21 protein-coding genes and 1 other RNA gene are annotated in these 18,505 nt (G+C 57.5%); 5 read left to right on the forward strand and 17 right to left on the reverse strand.

Annotated features, from left to right (window positions below; genetic code table 11):
* Positions 1–270: 270 nt before the first annotated feature.
* The 7 genes from I6E39_RS10045 to ruvC form a co-directional block, all read right to left on the reverse strand.
* On the reverse strand, positions 271–552 hold the full coding sequence (locus I6E39_RS10045) for a zinc-ribbon domain containing protein (RefSeq protein ID WP_160571009.1): 282 nt from the start codon (positions 550–552) through the stop codon (positions 271–273).
* A 57-nt stretch (positions 553–609) separates the two neighbouring features.
* Complete coding sequence (locus I6E39_RS10050; protein WP_235381456.1) at positions 610–1,140, reverse strand: sigma-70 family RNA polymerase sigma factor; 531 nt, start codon at positions 1,138–1,140, stop codon at positions 610–612.
* Positions 1,141–1,333: 193 nt separating this feature from the next.
* Positions 1,334–2,692: a phosphoglucosamine mutase gene (gene glmM, locus I6E39_RS10055; RefSeq protein ID WP_235381457.1), complete on the reverse strand. Its 1,359-nt coding sequence runs from the start codon at positions 2,690–2,692 to the stop codon at positions 1,334–1,336.
* 368 nt (positions 2,693–3,060) lie between these two features.
* Complete coding sequence (gene ruvB, locus I6E39_RS10060) at positions 3,061–4,131, reverse strand: Holliday junction branch migration DNA helicase RuvB (RefSeq protein WP_235381458.1); 1,071 nt, start codon at positions 4,129–4,131, stop codon at positions 3,061–3,063.
* 40 nt (positions 4,132–4,171) lie between these two features.
* Positions 4,172–4,537, reverse strand: coding sequence for a DUF6054 family protein (locus I6E39_RS10065; RefSeq protein ID WP_235381459.1), 366 nt, complete (start codon positions 4,535–4,537; stop codon positions 4,172–4,174).
* A 27-nt stretch (positions 4,538–4,564) separates the two neighbouring features.
* The gene (ruvA, locus tag I6E39_RS10070) at positions 4,565–5,173 is read right to left on the reverse strand and encodes a Holliday junction branch migration protein RuvA (protein ID WP_235381460.1); all 609 of its coding nucleotides are present in this window, start codon (positions 5,171–5,173) and stop codon (positions 4,565–4,567) included.
* 65 nt (positions 5,174–5,238) lie between these two features.
* The gene (gene ruvC / locus I6E39_RS10075) at positions 5,239–5,760 is read right to left on the reverse strand and encodes a crossover junction endodeoxyribonuclease RuvC (protein WP_235381461.1); all 522 of its coding nucleotides are present in this window, start codon (positions 5,758–5,760) and stop codon (positions 5,239–5,241) included.
* A 190-nt stretch (positions 5,761–5,950) separates the two neighbouring features.
* Between ruvC and rnpB the strand changes: the two genes are divergently transcribed.
* Both rnpB and I6E39_RS10085 read left to right on the forward strand, forming a co-directional pair.
* Positions 5,951–6,307, forward strand: an RNA gene (gene rnpB / locus I6E39_RS10080) — RNase P RNA component class A.
* 197 nt (positions 6,308–6,504) lie between these two features.
* On the forward strand, positions 6,505–7,959 hold the full coding sequence (locus I6E39_RS10085) for a carbohydrate-binding domain-containing protein (protein WP_235381462.1): 1,455 nt from the start codon (positions 6,505–6,507) through the stop codon (positions 7,957–7,959).
* Here the strand turns inward: I6E39_RS10085 and I6E39_RS10090 are convergent.
* The 5 genes from I6E39_RS10090 to I6E39_RS10110 all read right to left on the reverse strand — a co-directional run bounded on the left by I6E39_RS10090 (position 7,926) and on the right by I6E39_RS10110 (position 10,880).
* Complete coding sequence (locus tag I6E39_RS10090) at positions 7,926–8,411, reverse strand: DUF6291 domain-containing protein (RefSeq protein ID WP_235381463.1); 486 nt, start codon at positions 8,409–8,411, stop codon at positions 7,926–7,928. The genes I6E39_RS10085 and I6E39_RS10090 overlap by 34 nt on opposite strands.
* 480 nt (positions 8,412–8,891) lie before the next feature.
* Positions 8,892–9,500 carry a recombinase family protein gene (locus I6E39_RS10095; RefSeq protein ID WP_235381464.1) on the reverse strand — a complete coding sequence of 203 codons (609 nt, stop codon included), beginning with the start codon at positions 9,498–9,500 and terminating at the stop codon, positions 8,892–8,894.
* Positions 9,501–9,694: 194 nt separating this feature from the next.
* Positions 9,695–10,408 (reverse strand): hypothetical protein, encoded by a 714-nt coding sequence (locus I6E39_RS10100; protein WP_235381465.1) that lies wholly within the window; start codon positions 10,406–10,408, stop codon positions 9,695–9,697.
* Positions 10,409–10,422: 14 nt separating this feature from the next.
* Complete coding sequence (locus I6E39_RS10105; RefSeq protein ID WP_235381466.1) at positions 10,423–10,599, reverse strand: helix-turn-helix domain-containing protein; 177 nt, start codon at positions 10,597–10,599, stop codon at positions 10,423–10,425.
* On the reverse strand, positions 10,599–10,880 hold the full coding sequence (locus tag I6E39_RS10110; RefSeq protein ID WP_235381467.1) for a hypothetical protein: 282 nt from the start codon (positions 10,878–10,880) through the stop codon (positions 10,599–10,601). The genes I6E39_RS10105 and I6E39_RS10110 overlap by 1 nt, the downstream gene beginning before the upstream one ends.
* Positions 10,881–11,421: 541 nt before the next feature.
* Here I6E39_RS10110 and I6E39_RS10115 point away from each other — a divergent pair.
* The 3 genes from I6E39_RS10115 to I6E39_RS10125 all read left to right on the forward strand — a co-directional run bounded on the left by I6E39_RS10115 (position 11,422) and on the right by I6E39_RS10125 (position 12,547).
* A complete protein-coding gene (locus tag I6E39_RS10115) occupies positions 11,422–11,583 on the forward strand; it encodes a hypothetical protein (RefSeq protein WP_235381468.1) in 162 nt (53 codons plus the stop codon).
* Between the two features lie 259 nt (positions 11,584–11,842).
* A complete protein-coding gene (locus I6E39_RS10120) occupies positions 11,843–12,136 on the forward strand; it encodes a hypothetical protein (RefSeq protein ID WP_235381469.1) in 294 nt (97 codons plus the stop codon).
* A 195-nt stretch (positions 12,137–12,331) separates the two neighbouring features.
* Positions 12,332–12,547, forward strand: a complete 216-nt coding sequence (locus tag I6E39_RS10125) for a hypothetical protein (protein ID WP_235381470.1) — start codon at positions 12,332–12,334, stop codon at positions 12,545–12,547.
* A gap of 379 nt (positions 12,548–12,926) precedes the next feature.
* On the opposite strand, the gene I6E39_RS10130 is transcribed toward I6E39_RS10125, so the two are convergent.
* The 5 genes from I6E39_RS10130 to I6E39_RS10150 all read right to left on the reverse strand — a co-directional run bounded on the left by I6E39_RS10130 (position 12,927) and on the right by I6E39_RS10150 (position 18,089).
* Positions 12,927–13,820 carry a tyrosine-type recombinase/integrase gene (locus tag I6E39_RS10130; protein WP_235381471.1) on the reverse strand — a complete coding sequence of 298 codons (894 nt, stop codon included), beginning with the start codon at positions 13,818–13,820 and terminating at the stop codon, positions 12,927–12,929.
* 144 nt (positions 13,821–13,964) lie between these two features.
* The gene (locus I6E39_RS10135; RefSeq protein WP_235381472.1) at positions 13,965–14,693 is read right to left on the reverse strand and encodes a YebC/PmpR family DNA-binding transcriptional regulator; all 729 of its coding nucleotides are present in this window, start codon (positions 14,691–14,693) and stop codon (positions 13,965–13,967) included.
* A 150-nt stretch (positions 14,694–14,843) separates the two neighbouring features.
* Positions 14,844–15,215 (reverse strand): thioesterase family protein, encoded by a 372-nt coding sequence (locus I6E39_RS10140; protein ID WP_235381473.1) that lies wholly within the window; start codon positions 15,213–15,215, stop codon positions 14,844–14,846.
* Positions 15,216–15,592: 377 nt separating this feature from the next.
* Complete coding sequence (locus I6E39_RS10145; RefSeq protein WP_235381474.1) at positions 15,593–16,258, reverse strand: TIGR03936 family radical SAM-associated protein; 666 nt, start codon at positions 16,256–16,258, stop codon at positions 15,593–15,595.
* On the reverse strand, positions 16,251–18,089 hold the full coding sequence (locus tag I6E39_RS10150; protein WP_235381475.1) for a TIGR03960 family B12-binding radical SAM protein: 1,839 nt from the start codon (positions 18,087–18,089) through the stop codon (positions 16,251–16,253). The genes I6E39_RS10145 and I6E39_RS10150 overlap by 8 nt, the downstream gene beginning before the upstream one ends.
* Positions 18,090–18,505 lie beyond the last annotated feature (416 nt).

The following is an 18,505-nucleotide window of genomic DNA, read 5'->3' on the forward strand; positions in this document are numbered from 1 at the left end:
GCCCCCTACGAAGCCATATTGTAAACCGTGCGTAGGGGGCGGCGTCCCCGACGCCCCATAATACATCCATAAATTAAAATTTATCTGGCAATAATCGTCCACGGCAAACCGGCGCCCATCCTCATCCCGGATAAATGGGTGACATTTGCCGGGCACAAGGGCGACGATGATCCATCTCCACTTTAGGGACCGCATCCCATCCCTTCCGGAACAGGTCCCGGAAAACAGAAAAAGGACGCCCGGCTGGGCGCCCTTTTTTCCAGGCTTATATTAGCCCTGCTGCTCGCGCATCTTGGCGAAGCAGTCGCTGCAGTAGACGGGACGGTCAGACTTGGGCTCGAAAGGAACCTTAGCCTCACCGCCACAAGCGGCGCACACGGCGGTGAAGTACTCACGGGGGCCGCGGGCGGCGTTCTTGCGGGCGTCACGGCAGGGCTTGCAGCGCTGGGGCTCGTTCTGGAAGCCGCGCTCAGCGTAGAACTCCTGCTCACCAGCGGTAAAGGTGAACTCGTTGCCGCACTCTTTGCATACCAGGATCTTGTCTTCGTACATGGATTTTCCCTCTCTTTGACTCGTTGTCCAATCGCTTGGACGGTTGTAATATTGCGATCAGCTCTCGCTGGATACGCCGGAAGAAAATTGCCGCGCCACCTTGCGCCGGATCCGCTGGATCGCGTTGTCCACCGACTTTTGAGGGCGGCCCACCCGCCGGGCGATCTCACCACAGGTGAGCCCATTGAGGTAGGGTGGTAATATTTTCGCTTCGAGCTCAGACAACTGGCCCTTCAGAGCGTCGAGGCGCTCTTTCAGTTCCTCCCTGCCGATGATGACGTCCTCCGGGCTCTCGGCGCTGGAAAACAGGTGCGCGTTGGTTCCATCAAAAAGAGGGGGTTCAAAAGAGACACTGTGGTTCAACGGTGCGTGTTTGCCGCCCTGGGCCGCGCGTACGGCGGAATGCAGGCGGCTGCGGACACAAATCTCCGCATAGGTCCGAAAGGCGGCGTCCCGGTCCGGATCAAAGCTCCGGATGGCGGCGAGCAGCCCCAACATGCCTTCCTGGATCAGGTCCTCGCTGTCCCCTCCCGCCAGAAACAAGGGGCGGGCGCAGGCGCGGACCAGCTGTCCATACCGGCGGACCAATTCTGTCTCTGCCTGGGGGTCGCCCCCGGCAGTGAGCAGACACAATTCCCGGTCTGAAAGACCTCGGAATGAATCATTTTGCCAATCAATACTGCGGCTATCAACCATAATAATCAAAATCACCGGATTTGTCAAGGGTTCGCTGGAAAATTTTTGTACAATCTTCCATACCCCGAAAATCCATCCTTAAAAGTTATAATTCTCCGATCAGATCGGCCAGCCGCTGGGCCACCGTCTGGGCGGTTTCCTGAGACTTGGCCTCCACCATGACCCGCATCAGAGCCTCGGTGCCCGAGGGACGGACCAGCACCCGGCCCTCCCCGGCCAGGGCGGCCTCCTCCCGCTGGATGGCCTGGGCCAGCAGGTCGCTTGCCATGACGGCCTTCTTCACGTCGTTGTCCGCCACGGGGATATTGATGAGGACCTGGGGATAGCGGGGGCAGGTGCCGAACAGCTCGGAGGCCTTCTTGCCGCTCTCCTTCAGCAGCGCCAGCATCTGCAGGGCGGTCAGCTCTCCATCGCCGGTGGTGGCGTGCTCCAGGAAGATCATGTGGCCGGACTGCTCGCCGCCGATGGCGTAGCCCATCTCCAGCATCCGCTCCAGCACGTTCCGGTCACCCACGGCGGTACACTCCAGCTTCATGCCGTGCTCCTTGGTATAGACGTGCAGGCCCAGGTTGGACATGACGGTGGCCACCACGGTGTCGCCGGGCAGCTTGCCCTTGTGCATCATGTCCAGTCCGCAGGCGGCCATGATCTGGTCGCCGTCGATCAGGTTGCCCAGTTCGTCCACCGCAAGGCAGCGGTCCGCGTCGCCGTCGAAGGCAATGCCCATGTCGTATCCGCCCGCCTTCACCATGGCGGACAGCGCCTCGATATGGGTGGAGCCGCACTTGTCGTTGATGTTGACGCCGTCGGGGTCGGCGTTGATGACGTCGGTACGCAGCTTGGAGAACCGGTCGAAGAGCCGGGCGGCGGTGGCCGAGGCGGCGCCGTTGGCGCAGTCCACCAGGATACGCAGGCCGCCCAGGGTGGAGTCGATGGTGGACTCCAGATGGTCGATATAGTCCTCCGAGGCCTTGGGGGCCACATAGCTCACCTTGCCGATCTCACCGTGGGTCTTCATGGGCACATTGTTGTGGCCGAAGAGGACGATGTCCTCGATCTTCTCCTCCAGCTCGTCGGACAGCTTGAAGCCCTGGCCGTTGAAGATCTTGATGCCGTTGTGCTCAAAGGGGTTGTGGCTGGCGGAGATGACGATGCCGGCGTCGGCCCCCTCGTCCACCGTCACCCAGGCCACGCCGGGGGTGGGCAGGGTGCCCAGATCCAGCACGTCGGCTCCGGCGGTACACAGTCCCGCGATGAGAGCGCCCTTCAGCAGGTCGCCGGAGATCCGGGTATCCTTGCCGATGGTGACCAGGGGCTTCTCCCCCGGCTTTTTGTCCTTGGCCAGCACGATGGCGGCGGCCAGCCCCACCTTGTAAGCCAGATCAGCGTCCAGTCCGGCGTTGACTACGCCGCGGATCCCGTCGGTTCCAAATAGTTTACCCATAATAGATACACCTCATTACTGTAAGATTTTAGTTGAATTGTATGCCGGTTTTATTGCAGTTGTGTGGATTCGATATAACATATAAATTTTAGTTTATCGTTTCATATAGGATGAGGGCTTGGTAGGGCGGGGGCTTATCCCTCCCCCTCTTGGCCTTCGGCCATTTCCCCCCGACGGGGGAATCGTCCCCCGCCGTCCGACGGCTGCCATTTTGGCGGCGGCCCCAAGGGGCCGCCCTACGGGCGGGGCGTCCAGAGGCCGCCCCCTACGAAGCCATATTGTAAACCGTGTGTAGGGGGCGGCGTCCCCGACGCCCCCTAATACATCCATATACTAAAATTTATCCTTCTTAACGATACCCCTCTTGATCAAAAGCTCAGCTGCTCCATCTCTCCCACGTCCCGAAGTCCCGGTACGGACAGGCCCAAGTGCTGATAGGCCTTGGGGGTGACGCACCGGCCCCGGGGCGTCCGGGTCAGGAAGCCCAGCTGCATGAGGTAAGGCTCGTAGACATCCTCCAGGGTGACGGCCTCCTCGTTGATGGTGGCCGCCAGGGTCTCCAGCCCCACGGGGCCGCCCTTGTAATTCTCGATGATGCTGCGGAGCATCCGGTGGTCGATGGCGTCCAGGCCCAGGTGGTCGATCTCCAGGGCGGTCAGAGCCTCGTCGGCCACTTTTTTGGTGATGACGCCCCCTGCCCGTACCTGGGCGAAATCCCGGACACGGCGGAGCATCCGGTTGGCGATCCGGGGCGTGCCTCGGGACCGCTTGGCGATCTCCATGGCCCCGTCAGCTTCAATGGGGACCCCCAGAATACCCGCGGACCGGGTGACGATCATGGCCAGCTCCCGGGGGGTGTAAAGCTCCAGCCTTAACGTCACTCCGAACCGGTCCCGCAGCGGGGCGGACAGCTGGCCCGCCCGGGTAGTGGCCCCGATGAGGGTGAACTTGGGCAGGTCCAGCCGGATGGAGTTGGCCGAAGGCCCCTTGCCGATGATGATGTCGATGGCGTAGTCCTCCATGGCGGGGTACAAAACCTCCTCCACCGCCCGGTTCAGCCGGTGGATCTCGTCCACGAAGAGGATGTCGTTCTCGTTCAGATTGGTCAGCAGGGCGGCCAGATCCCCCGGCTTCTCGATGGCGGGGCCGGAGGTGATACGGACGTTGACCCCCATCTCGTTGGCGATGATGCCGCTGAGGGTGGTCTTGCCCAGGCCGGGCGGGCCGTGGAGCAGCACATGGTCCAGGGGCTCCTGGCGCATCTTGGCGGCCTGGATAAAGACCTCCAGGTTTCCCTTGGCCTTCTCCTGGCCGATGTACTCCCGCAGCGTCTTGGGGCGCAGGGAATACTCGTTCTCGTCCTCCCGGGTCAGGGAGGTGGTCACCAGAGGCTCCAGGTCCTCGGACTCAAATTCTGAATTGGAAAAATCAATAGCCATCGGTCCACTTCCTGTTCTTTCAGGGTTCATCGTCAGAAGGTCAGCGTGTTCCTGTCCGGGGCTTCATCCCCTCAAACATCTCCGCCGCTGCCTGAAAACATTGCAAAAATTCCTTTTCGCCCCAATCCCAGATCTTTACCATGCCTCCGCCTCCCGCAGCCGCGATGGCGCTGGCAAAGATCTCTTCCCCGGCGCTGGCCAGGGTCACCGTTAAACTCAGGCGGTTATCGCCTAAGACCGTATACCGCTCATAGACCCGGACCGCCACCCGGAAATCGCCGCAGCGGTAGTCGCTGCCGCCCTCATAGCTGGCCGTCACGCCGCATTTGGAAAGGTGGTCGTGGAAATACTTCAGGGTATCGTCAAAATCATAGACCGCCGGGATCGTACACTCGAACTTTGCCATGACACACGCTCCTCTCAGCCAATGGAGTCAGCCCTTCATCATCTTTTTCAGCGCCGCCTTGATGATCTGCTCCAGGGTCAGGCCGTCCAGATTCACGTCCTTGAGGGCCACGTTGATCTCACTCTGGGAGTAGCCCAGAACAGCCAGAGCTGCGGAAGCCTCGGACAGCTTGTTTTCCGGGATGACGGTGATGCCGGTGCCGCCGTAGCTCTCCCCGGCGGCGGAGACGGTCTGGCCCTTGGCCAGCTTGTCTTTCAGCTCCAGAATGACCCGCTGGGCGATCTTCTTGCCCACGCCCTGGGCGCAGGTCAGGGCCTTCTCGTCCCCGGTGATAATGGACAGGGCCAGATTGGCCGGGGTGCTGGAGGACAGGATGGACAGGGCGGCCTTGGGGCCCACCCCGGACACGGAGATGAGCTGCTGGAACAGGTTCAGCTCCTCCTGGGTGGCAAAGCCGTACAGCTCCATGGCGTCCTCCCGGACGTTCAAGTATGTAAAGAGCTTTCCCTTGTCACCCTTTTTCAGGGCGGACAGGGTATAGCTGGTGGTCCGGCAGGCGTAGCCCACCCCGCCGCAGTCGATGACGGCCAGATAGGGCTCGACATGGGCAACGGTTCCGCTGATATAATAGAACATAGTCTCTCCCTTTCAAGTCAAATAAAAGATAGGGCCGCTGGCTCCCGCCTCATATCTTTTATGGTTTATCGCGTGTCATATTTCCTGGGGTCAAACACCCGGTCGGTATTCAGCAGGGATGTGGCCGCCCGGCTGTGGCAGATGGCCAGGGCCAGGGCGTCGGCGGCGTCGTCGGGCCGGGGGATCTCCTTCATGCCCAGAAGCCGCTGGGTCATCAGCATGACCTGGCGCTTCTCGGCCTTGCCGTAGCCCGCCACCGCCTGCTTCACCTGCATGGGGGTGTACTCGAACACCGGGACCCCAAGCTTCTCCGCCGCCAGCAGGATCACCCCCCGGCCATGGGCCACGGCGATGCCGGTGGTGATGTTTTTGGTAAAGAACAGCTCCTCCACCGCCATCTCGTCGGGATGGAAGGTATGGATCAGCTCCTCCATGTCGTTGGAGATCTGAAGCAGCCGGCTGGACAGGGGGATGCCCGGCGGGGTGGTGATGACGCCGTACCGCAGCAGCGTGTTCTTCTGCCGCTCCGCCCGGATGACCCCAAACCCGATGGTGGCCACCCCGGGGTCGATGCCTAAAATGATCATGGCGTCCTCCTCATAGCAATACAGCATAATTATAGCACACTTTGCCCCGGATGGGAAGCGGTGAAATGACCGCTCCCCTCCCCTTCCTGTCCCGCCGGGGTGTGCGGACCGGCGAAAGGCCGGGGTTTCCCGGCCCCGGGGATGAGAAAACTATTTGACAACCCGTCCCTTTTCCGCTATCATAATCAGGCAAGCAAGCTGGACAGCCGCGCGGGCGGGGCGAAAGGCCCGTCTGTGAGGAAAGTCCGGGCTCCGCAGGGCAAGGATAACGGGTAACACCCGCCGGGGGCGACCCTAGGAAAAGTGCAACAGAGATATACCGCTGTCCCGGTCTCACCGGGACAGTAAGGGTGGAAAGGCGAGGTAAGAGCTCACCCGATGGCTGGGAACAGCCCATCGCTGTAAACTCTATCCGGAGCAACGCCGTGGAGGGACATATGGTCGGCCCGACCGTCCCGGGGAGGCGGCTTGAGCGTACCGGCAACGGTGCGTCGAGATAGATGGCTGTCTTAAAAGACAGAACCCGGCTTACAGGCTTGCTTGCACAGGAAAAAATACGGTGGAGACCATGGACGGCGCCATCTGGCGCTTGCGGTCTTCACCGTTTTTTTACAATTTCGAAAGAAAATATTTTAAAATTTTCGCCCCGAATGTGATAGGATGATTCCATCGGACCGGCCGCGCCGCCCTGCCATGGTATCTGCCGCGCCTGGTCCGCCTACCAAGGAAAGGAGTTTTTTCCCAATGAAACGAACCATCACCGCCCTGGGGACGGCGGCCGCCCTGCTTCTGTCGCTGGCCGCCTGCTCCGCCCCCGCGGGCGAAGCAAGCAGCTCCCCCGCCCAGGAGGCCACGGAGCAGACCCTGATCCTGTCTGACCAGAGCGTGACGCTGGACGGACAGGCCATCACCGGATCCGGGGCCGTCACCGTGAGCAACGACATCGTATACTACCAGTCCGGCATGGGCCAGGACTACGGCGAGGGCGAGGCCGCCGACGCCCACACCCCGGAGGAGGCCCAGGCCCACACCGTGGTCACCATCCGCCAGCCGGGTACTTACCGGGTATCCGGCGTGCTGTCCGCCGGCCAGTTGGCGGTGGACCTGGGTGAGGACGCCCGGACCGATTCCCAGGCGGTGGTCACCCTGATCCTGGACGGTGTGGACATCACCTGCACCGTCGCCCCGGCGGTGATCTTCTACAACGTCTTCGAGTGCGACACTGACTGGGTGGCCTGTGACGGCGACAGCGGCAAATATGTGGCCGCCTCCACCATGGACACCTCCGCCGCCGGCGCCAACGTCATTCTGGCCGACGGCAGCGTGAACAACATCAGCGGCTCCTATGTGGCCAAGATCTACAAGGAGGGCACCGACGACAAGCTCCACAAGTACGACGGGGCCTTCTACTCCAAGATGTCCATGAATCTGGGCGGCCAGACCGAGGGCACCGGCGTGCTGAACATCACCGCCGAAAACGAGGGGCTGGACACCGAGCTTCACCTGACCATCAACGGCGGGACCATCAATATCCAGGCCCAGAACGACGGCATCAACGTCAACGAGGACGACGTGTCCGTGGTCACCATCAACGGCGGCACCCTCCAGATTAACGCCGGCCTGGGCGAGGAGGGCGACGGCATCGACTCCAACGGCTGTCTGGTCATCAACGGCGGCAACGTGTACGCCATGGCCAATGACCGCACCCCCGACGGCGGCCTGGACGCCGACGGCGACATTCTCATCAACGGAGGCTATGTGGTGGCCGTGGGCAACCAGAACGGCGCGGTATCTGCCGGCTCCCGTCAGCAGTATCGGAGCATGAATCTGGCCTCTCCCCTGCCCGCGGGCTCCAACGTGGTCCTGTCCGACCCCGAGGAGGGCGAAGTGCTGTCCTTCACCACCGAGAAAGACTGCCAGTCCATACTCTTCTCCTCCCCCGATTTGAAGGAGGACACCGACTACACCCTGACGGCCGACGGCCAAGCCCAGCAGTACACCGAAGGCGGAGGGGGGCCCTTTGGAGCCAAGGGCGGCCAGCGCCCCGACGGGTCCACTCCGCCCCCTGACGGTCAGCGCCCTGATGGGGCGACCCCGCCCCCTGACGGCCAGCGGCCTGAGCCCCCCGAGGACCGGGACGGCTCCAAGGCCCGTCCGCCCAAGCCTCAGGAGTCCCAGCCCGAGCCCTCCGGCTCCTGACCCTTCCACTCCCCCGCATCTTCCGCGCCTCCGGCCTCGCCGCCGGGGGCGCGTTCCAGTTTCAGCAGCTCCACCAGCCGCCGCGTCCGTGCCATCTCCTCCCGTTCCCGCTGGAGCTGCTCCGGCGTCTGGGATGGGGTCTGCTTGGGGGGACGGTTCCCCGTCCTTCCCCCCGCCGCTTTCCACTCCTGTTTGGAACGGCGCTGGCGGTGCCACCGCTGGGTATCCCGCAGGATGTTGGCCCCGATGAAACCGCAGGCCACCCTGGCCTCCTGAGACAGGCTGGGGAACTCCTCCATGACCCGCTCCATGGACGCCGTCTCGTCCCGCCACACCTGGTCGGCATAGACATACAGGGCGGACAGCAGCCACCCCCGCTGGTCCGGGGGCAGGGCCCGGATGATGGGGTAGTTGTCAAAGTAGAGCAGAAAGCTCTTTTTTTCGTCGCTCAAAAAAATCCCTCCTCAGCCATAGGCGGAACGGAGGGATTTGATGTATCTTTTGATACAAAAAGAGGCTGCGTAATAGTAATAGTGAGAGTAACTGTTACAGCCACAGAAATTGTTATTGTTATCTGTCATTGTCATAGTGGGCCCGGGGCGGCCCGGAGGGGAGAGATTTTTTGTGCGGAAGCAGAGGGCGGCGTACCCGCGCAGAACAAAAGCGGCGCCTGACGGCGCCGCCTTGCGGTCTGGTTTATTCCTGCTCCCAGTTGTGGTAGACGTTCTGCACGTCGTCGAGCTGGGGGCTTTGCCCCCAGTAGGGGCAAACACAAATCCCTGAAAAATCAAGCTTTTTTAGACTTTTCAAGCGTTTTCAGACTTTCGCTTTTCCAAAATTGATTGTGCCGTTTTTTATGTACGTCACAACTCTGGTGACAAGATAAAGTATAACCAAACTTTTGGGAAAGTCAAGGGGAGAAGCCTCCCATCTCACCTTTCCTCCATCATACCGACCAGCTTGTAGAAGCTGGTTCTTTTTGTACATGTCTGCTCCATGGCGGTCTTTGCGGTGATCTCCCCCGCTTTCCAAGAGGTATAAACCTCATTCCAGTTTGCGGGGAAAGTGAGCGCGGGACGGCCTAACTTCTTGCCGTTCTGCTTTGCCGCTTCAATGCCCTCGGCCTGACGCTTACGAATGGTCTCCCGCTCCTGCTCCGCGATAGTTCCCAAGACTTCAATCAGAATGTTGTTGACCATCTCGAAAACCCACTCCTGCCCCTCCGGCAGTTCCATCATAGTTGTGGGGAGATCAATGACTTTCAACCGAATGCCGTTGTCCTTGAAGTATTGCAGTTCGTTTTTTATGTCGCACTTGTTGCGGCTCAAACGGTCAAGGGATTTCACAACAAGGGTATCACCCCGCCGCAGCATAGCGTTTTTTAGAGCCTGATAACCCACCCGCTCCAAATCCTTGCCGCTTTCCTTGTCGGTGATAATCTCCCGCTCGGTTGCTCCAAGAGCCTTAAAAGCAGCAATCTGGCGGTCAAGGTTTTGTTCCTTGCTCGATACTCTGGCATAGTAGTAAGTGCGGCTGTCCATGTCGTGTCCCCCTTTGTTCTATCTGTTCGTATTGTACCATAGCTGTTCGTAAATGTCAATATATTTACGAATATATTTGTAAAATAAAAATCATACTATACGAACAAGAAAAATAGGGGGATTTTCCGTGTTTGTAAAGGTGTACTCTTGCGAACAGACAGAAATGGAGCGGGACACGCGCCCCGCTCCATGATTTAACCGTTTCCACTTATCCAACTTATAATATCATTACACTTTTGGAGTGTTGGCAAGGTACGAATTTTATCATCTTCTTCCAAATTGGCGAGGTGTGTTGAATAACCACCGCCGCGAATTCTATGAAGATTTACATAGGCTTGCTTTTCTTTTTCCGAAGATACCAATGGCATAACAACATTAAGACAATTTCCGTCTAAGTATTCTTTTACCTTGGACAGTTTTGCCGATTTTCTCAAAGAATCTGACAGTTGAATTGCTGTCACATATACCTTTTTTGTTTGATCGCTCTTGTAGTCTACATACTGATAAATCAGATTATATTTATCAGTTTTCTTTTTTTCTGTTCCATATCCGCCAACTTTATCCACGCCGCCAGTAGTAACGCCGCCAACTGTTGCGCTGGTAAAAATTAGTTTCTCTTCTGCGTATCCATGACGGGTGCTTACATAGTTTTCGCACGTGAACATTTTTGCAAATGCCTTATGTCGTTGCGTGATAGTAATTACACCAGTATTTTCATTGACTTTAATTATATCCTTTGTTTCCTCTTGCAACGATTTTAAGGTGTTTCTATCTTTCTTGTCACTCTTTAGAACTAAAAAAATAGTAAACGCAATTCCGATTATGGAAATCGTTCCCATACCAAGGCCTATGGTACTTCCAACAGCAACGAGTAGGCACATGCCAACAATTAGCACTACATAGATCACTCAGCTCACCTCTCTCATTTAGCATTCATTACAACGCTTGCCGCGTTTACCGCTGCTTCGTATTCTCGCACATGGCGGGAAACAGTACCGGGATTACGGTTTAATTTATCAGCAACGGCTTTGTATGTTCCGTATTTCTGGTACAGCTTCCACATGAGTTCTTTTTCTGCCTGTGATACATAAGACGCCATTACTTGTTACCCGCTTTGCTTGCTTCTGCCTCCAAGATCTTCTGTGCTTCTTCGGGGGTCATAGTTTTCTTGCTGCGGGTTGTGGTCTTTGCGTTGCTCTGGGTCAACAGGCGGTTGTCAGTATCGGACATAGCCTTTTCATAGGAATGTCTGATACGGTCAAGTGCTTTTACAGGCTCTGCGCCGTACTTCTGCAATTTTTCATTTTCCTCTGCGATCTTTTTAAAGAAGTTGTCGGGAATAATGATGATATCTCTGTCGAGGTCGATAGTCACGCGCATTTTTTAATTCCTCCCAAAAAAGAAAAAATGTACGAATTTGGCAAAACCACCAATTCTTCGTACAATCTATCATATATATATATATATATTGTCAAGAGTTTTGCCGAAATTTGCCTAAAATAATTGAAATACAACATAATTAGTCAGAATTAAGCGAAATTTAGTTGCAATAGCAGTAATTTCAGCGAAATTAGCTTTATTTCAATGAATTTCACTTGTATTTATTGAATTTCAGCGAATTCCTTTGGAACGGTGACGGCGAAAACAAAAATCCGCTTCGTGGGAGTGCTGCCCACACAATTCCGCCGCCGCGCCCCGCGTTTTTCTTTTCCCGAAATGGGTGCGCCCCCTTTTGTGCTATTTACAAGCTGACTATCATAATGCCCTATTTTGATTTTTCATCAAAATTTTGTTATAATATTTATAGAAAAAGAGATAAAACAATTCTTTTTCAAGAAAATTTATTAGGAGGTTAAATCCAATGAAGCAAAAATCCATGCTTGAAAGATACTTGCTTGCCATGTAGAACACCGGAGATATTATGCTCCGCTGGCAGTACCAAAAGGACATGATGAAAGCACGGCTTTTGGATGATGCCGAAATCGACCGTATCGCGGAGCGGGTATTGTCCCGCATTCATATCCGTCTGGAAGATGAAGCATTAAAGGATTTGCGCGATATGCTGAACAATCTCGGAAACTAATTCATTGGCGGGGGACGCAAGTCCCCCATTCCAAAAGAAAGGATTATCGGTTATGCCGAACACAGTACCAAATCAACGGATTATCACCATTCACAGAGAACGCGCCGCGTCTGACTTCCTCGGAATAAAAAACAGTCATTGGCAAGCTGCCGCGCGTGACCTCGGCGCACACGCGCTCATGCTCTATTTATACTTTGCCTCTAACGCCAACGGCTTCACATTGGCTCTATCCCCCGCCGCCATTCGTTAGGCTGTTGGTATGCCGCCCTCTACTTATCGCGACCAGTTTGTAAAGCTGATTGATAAAGGCTATCTTGTGCAGCGCAATAACAGCAATACCTATGATTTCTATGAAACCCCACAGCGCGACACGCACACAAAAAAGAATGATACGCCGGACGGCCTTGATTTTACGGCAGACGTTCAAGATGTACCGCAAACCGTAAATGATGAAGCGGCAGAGGATATAGAAATAAATATAAATAATACAGATAATATAAATAATGGGCTGTTGGAGAAACAAGTTTCTCCAACGCCACAATTCAAATTTTAAGGAGGACAAGCATTTGACCGTAGATGAAATGATTGACGCATTGGAAAGCGTTCTGGGGGCGCTTTATCAGCAATAGGACTATACACGCTTTCCAGAAGTGTTAGTAGCAGCGGAGAATGTTGCCGGAGCATTAAGGTATGATTTCGGGGCAGTCATGCCAGACTATCCAGATATTCCTTTTGGAGAGTTTGAGTTTTGAAAAAGCGAAGCTATGAAGAAAATGTCTATCACTGGCTCAAAAGAAAAGGGCTTGCCGCCAAATACGACCATGCGGGAATTTACTGCATCAAGATCGACGATACCATTGTTTACATCGGCAAGAGTATGAATATGCTGAAACGCGTGGCGCAGCACTACGCAGCCATTAAAGGCCAAAAAGAGCGGAAATACCGCATCTTGGCAGAAGCATAGCGCAAAGGCCATTCCATCAATTTTGATGTGCTTTATGATGCAAAGGCGCGGAATTATTCTGACATCCAAGAGGAAATCGGACAGAAAGAGGGCGAGTACATACGGACGTACAAACCCATTCTGAACACACAGATACCCACGGCGGCAGACTGGCGGAAATTTGATGTGCATACCCTTGACGCAAGGGAAATACTAAACGACATACTATGACAGGAGCGGGAGGCGCAATACCTCCCGCTCTTTTGTTTTCTTGGCTTCTGGACGGCGTTTCCCGCTCTTTTACTGCGTCCGGGGTATCTGTTCCCCTCCGTGAGATAAATACCGTCAGCGCCGTTTGCGGCTCGTCCTGCGCTGTGTTCTCCCGCCGCGCGTATAAAAATCACATGGACAGCAAAACGCTTCTCTGCTTTGAAATATTGATAACTTCCTCGTCCCGTAGGCTGTTCAAATAGGTCTGCGTAATTTGAATGTTTTCATGCCCCAACAGGCGGGAAATGGTATAGAGGTCTGTCCCCATTTTGATATGCTGCTGGGCGTAGAAATGGCGGCAGGTATGGGGCGAAACGCGGATGCCCTCTATTCCCTCTCCGTGGCGTTTTACAATGTGTTCAACTGCGCTATTGGTCAGCTGCTTGCCGTGGTTGGAAAGAAAATAGTAATCATCCGTATTCTTCAAGGCAAAATAGTTCTCTGCCGCCGCGTCATACTTCATCAGGGCTTTCCGCAGAATGGGCGTAATCGGCACGACACGCTGTTTGTGGTTTTTGCCGTTGATGATGATAAAGTCCTCATGTATGTCCTGCTTTTGGATGCAGCACAGCTCCCAGCACCGAATACCAGTTTCAAACAATGTAGTCAGCACCGCCGCGTCCCGGATTTGCAGAAAATCACAGCCTTTGCAAGACTGCATCATCCGCCGCACATCAGACGGTTGGAACGCCATGACAACGGCTTTGTCCTGTTTGCACCACTTAAAGTTTTTCTTTGTGTTAAAGCCTCCGTAGCCCTCATCATAGCAGTATTGAATGAACGCCTTTGCCACTTTGAGAAGCCCGTTGATGTAACTGCCTTTTCTGCCCTTGGAGCTCATGTAGATGGAGAATTGCCGCACCACGGACAGGGATAAATCTTCAACCTCTGTTATTCCCGCTTCTTCCTCACAAAAGCGCAAAAAGAGATTGAGATTATTCCGATAACTCCGAATGGTTTTCGGAGTAAACTTCCTAACCTCAATCTCTACGAAATACTCTCGTTTTGCAGCGCTGATTTTCATGCTTTTTCCTCCTTTTGTATGTCGCAATCAAAGGAAAAGCGTATGTCACAACGGATTTGATGTATGTCGCAACGCGCTCCAAAAATGTTCTAAAATCCGTTGTTATTAATGAAAATCAGCTTGTTTCCAAAAGGAATAATGCAATTATTCCTGCTCCCAGTTGTGGTAGACGTTCTGCACGTCGTCGTTGTCCTCCAGCATGTCGATGAGCTTCTCCATGTTCTTGATGTCGTCCTCGTTGGTGAGGGTGACATAGTTCTGGGGGACCATACGGACCTCGGCCTCCAGGAAGGTGTAGCCCTTGGCCTCCAGCGCGGCCACCACGTCGTTGAAGGCGTCGGGGTCGGTGGTGATCTCGAACACATCCTCGTCGGCCTGCATGTCGTCGGCGCCGGCCTCCAGCGCGTCCATCATGACGGTGTCCTCGTCCAGGTCCTCAGAGTCCATGACGATAACGCCCTTCTTGTCGAAGGACCAGGACACGCAGCCGGTGGCGCCCAGCCCCTTGCCGTACTTGTCCAGCAGGTGGCGCACCTCGGGAGCGGTACGGTTGCGGTTGTCGGTCAGGGCCTCCACGATAACGGCCACGCCGTTGGGGCCGTAGCCCTCGTACACCACGGACTCGAAGTTGTCGTTGTTGCCGGCGCCCAGAGCCTTGTCGATGGTGCGCTTGATGTTGTCGTTGGGCATGTTGGCGGCCTTGGCCTTGGCGATGACGGCGGCCAGGCGGGAGTTGTTGGCGGGGTCGCCGCTGCCGCCGGTCTTGACGGCCACGATCATCTCACGGGCGATCTTGGTAAAAATCTGAGAGCGCTTGGCGTCGGCCGCGCCCTTGGTCTTTTGTATGTTGTGCCACTTGGAATGTCCGGACATGTATATCGTTCCCTTCTGTGTTATCGGTTCAAAAGCGCAAATATTATATCACTGAATGTTTCGATTGGCAAGACTGTTCGGGAGAAATTCGGGCTTTTTTCCGAGATTTCGGGCATGGAACAAGCCCCGGCCCGCCTAGTGGATGCAAATTCAGGGGTTCTCCTTGCTCCGGTCCTTGTTGGGCACCATGATGCGCAGGTGGGAGCCCTCGCCGCACTTGCCCTTTTCGTCGTTGACCTCGATATCGAACCACATCTTCCGCCGCTCGATGGACCGCAGGGTAGCGGTGGCGGACACCTTCATACCCACGGGGGTGGGGGCCAGATGGCGGACGTGGGCCTCGGCGCCCACGGTGGTCATCCCCTCGTCCAGGTACTCCTTGGCCAGTTCCAGAGCGGCGCTCTCCATCAGGGCCAGCATGTTGGGGGTGGACAGGATCTTGGACCCGGCGGCGCCGATGCGCTTGGCGGTCATGTCGTCAGTAACTTCCCAGGTCAGGGTGTATTGGGTGGGCTTGTCCATTGGGGTGTCCTCCTTTGTGTTTTTAATCTTCTTTCCCAGGCGCACCGTGATGCGCCTCTACGCAGATGCAGGGGCGGTCTGCCGCCCACGGCGGGGGCAAGCCCCCGCCCTACGGTAAAATGCGGTAATGTGGCCCCGCCCATGGGCGCAGGGCCTGTAGGGGCGGCCCCGTGTGGCCGCCCGCGGCGGAACGCGGTAATGTGCCCCCGCCCGTGGGCGCGGAGTCCGTAGGGGCGGCCCCGTGTGGCCGCCCGCGGCGGAATGCGGTAATGTGACCCCGCCCGTGGGCGCGGAGTCCGTAGGGGCGGCCCCGTGTGGCCGCCCGCGGGGCGTCGGGGACGCCGCCCCCTACGGGCGGCTCCGGAAGCTCCTTCCGTTTACCGGAAGGGCTTCCCTTCCACGTCCAGCACCTCCCGGCGGTGGAAGGTGACAAAATCGGGGGCGAACTGGGGATAGGCCTGGCAGAAGGCCGCCCGGATCAGCTCCGGGTTCAGGCCCGGATTCTGGGCGGACAGCACCGCGTCCAGCGTCATGGTGTCGCTCTGGCACTCCAGGTTCCAGCCCCGGATGAGGGAGATCAGGTCCACCTCGGTATAGCCCTTCTTGGACTTGTTGGACTTCTTTTGGACCACCAGGCTCTCCCGGCCCAGCAGCTCCCGCATGGCGGGCTCCGCCGCCTGGGGACGGCCCTCGGGGTACTCGAAGTTCATGATGTAATTGAGGCTGGCCAGCTCCTTCAGCTTCCGCTGGGCCGGATAGCACTGGTGGACCACGATGCCCTCGGGCATGGCGGCGGTGAGCCGGGCGGGCACCTCCTCATAGCTGGTCCCCTCCAGCAGGCCGAACTCCAAGATCTCGCACTGGCTGGAGTAGCCCACCGACAGGGGCAGGGCGATGGAGACGAAGGGGTGGGGATTGAAGCCCTCGGTATGCTTGATGGGGATCTTGGCCCGGGCAAAGGCCCGCTGGAAGGTTCGCATCAGGTCCAGGTGGGAGATGTACTTGGCCCGGCCCGTCTTGGAGAATAAAAGGCGATCAGCCACAGCGGCCACCTCCCGTCAGCAGTTTGTTGGCTCCGCAGCCCGAGCAGCGGGTGCGGCAGTCGGGCGTGGTCTGGGACTGGTAGCACAGCTCCCGTTCCCGCCACAGAAAGTCCCGGCTCACCCCCACGCTGGGGACGGACCAGGGGAACACCTCGTCCTTCTCCCGGACCCGGTGGGCATAGAAGTCGCCGTCCAGGCCGCAGGCGGACAGGGCGTCCATCCACCGCCGGAAGTCGAAATACTCGCTCCAGGAGTCCATTTTCGCCCCGTGGGCCCAGGCCCACTCCAGCACGTCGGCCAGCCGCCGGTCTCCCCGGGAGAAGACGGCCTCCAGATAGCTGGTCTCCGGGTCGTGCCAGTTGTAGGTGATGGACTTGTCCCGCTTCAGAGCGTCCCGCAGCAGGTTCACCCGCCGCTGGTACTCCTCCACTGGGATCTGGGCGTCCCACTGAAAGGCGGTGTGGGGCTTGGGGACGAACCAGGAGGTGGACACGGTGATCCGCACGCCCCGGGCCTTGTTGGGGGTACACTCCCGCCAGGCGAAGTACACCTTTCGGGCCAGGTCCGCGATGCCCAGCACGTCCTCGTCGGTCTCGGTGGGCAGGCCCAGCATGAAGTACAGCTTCACGCCGCTCCAGCCGCCGGAGAAGGCGGTGCGGCAGGACTGGAGCAGGTCCTCCTCCCGCAGGTTCTTGTTGATGGCGTCCCGGAGCCGCTGGGTCCCCGCCTCCGGGGCAAAGGTCAGGCCGCCCTTCCGCACCCGCTGGAGCCGCTCCATCAGGTTCATGGAAAAGGTGTCCGCCCGCAGCGAGGGCAGGGACAGGCCGATGTCCCGGGGGGCGCAGTAGTCCAGCAGGTCGTCGCACAGCTCCATGAGGCAGGGATAGTCGGTGGAGGACAGGCTGGACAGGGTCATCTCCTGATAGCCGGAGTCCTCACAGGCCGCTTTTCCGTATTCCGCCAGCAGTTTCGGGTCCCGGCTCCGGACGGGCCGGTAGGCGTATCCCGCCTGGCAGAACCGGCAGCCCCGGATACAGCCCCGGAACAGCTCCAGCATCACCCGGTCGTGGACGATCTCGGTAGAGGGGATGATGGTCTTGACCGGGAAATAGGACTTGTTCATGTCCTGGACGATCCGCTTGGTCACAGTGGCGGGAGCCCCGTCCTTGGGGGTGATGGCGGCCACGGTGCCGTCCTCATGATACGTCACGTCGTAAAGGGAAGGGACGTAGATCCCGGGGATCTTGGCCACCTCCCGGAGGAACTCCTCCTTGGACCAGCCCTCCTCCTTGGCCTGCTGGTACAGGTCGATGTACTCCAGAGTGACCTCCTCCCCCTCTCCCAGGCTGAAGAAGTCGATGAAGGGGGCCAGAGGCTCGGGGTTGTAGCAGCAGGTGCCGCCCGCCACTACCAGCGGGGTCAGGTCGGGCCGGTCGGCGGAGCGCAGAGGGACCTCCGCCAGGTCCAGCATGTTCAGCACGTTGGAGTAGGCCATCTCATAACCCAGGGAAAACCCGATGATGTCGAAATCGGAAATTGGGTCGCCGCTCTCCAGTCCGTAGAGGAGCAGGCCCTCCCGGCGCATCTCCTCCTCCATGTCCCCCCAGGGGGCAAAGCAGCGCTCGCACCAGACGTCCTTCCGCTCGTTCATCAGGCCATACAGGATGCGGCAGCCCAGGTTGGACATGCCGATCTCATAGGTGTCGGGAAAGCACAGGGCAAAACGGGTCTTGACCGTCTGCTTGTCTTTGACCACTGCGTTATATTCTCCGCCGGTGTATCGTGCGGGCTTTTGCACGTTTGGCAGGATGTGTTCCAGTGTGCGGTTCATGATGATCCTCCCGGTCGTTGGTTTTAAGGCGTATTCTTTATTGTACCTGTTTCTGACCGGAAAGACAAGCCCTGATTTTATTGGTCCTTTTTGCCTTTTGCGCTGAGATAGGCTTATTCGCAGCTTCATTTTCCCTTTTGCGCGGCTCCTGCCTATGCGGCAAGGGCAGCCTTGCAACAGGGCTGCCCGATCAATTAGACTATAAAGGGGCCGCCGGGGCGGGGGCAAGCCCCCGCCCTGCCATGGCGCGCCTCCCAATCCCGGTTTATCTTCTCCTCTCCCTTTTTCTCCTCCAAAACAGCGCCGCCAGCCAGAGGGCCGCCAGCAGCATAGTGATATTCCCCCACGCCCCCGCCAGCAGCAGCCCGCAGGCCAGCATCGCCGCCGTGAACGCCCGGTCCAGAGTCTCCCCCACC

The sequence above is a fragment of the Pseudoflavonifractor phocaeensis genome (assembly GCF_021531375.1).
In the GTDB taxonomy this organism is placed as follows: domain Bacteria; phylum Bacillota; class Clostridia; order Oscillospirales; family Oscillospiraceae; genus Lawsonibacter; species Lawsonibacter phocaeensis_B.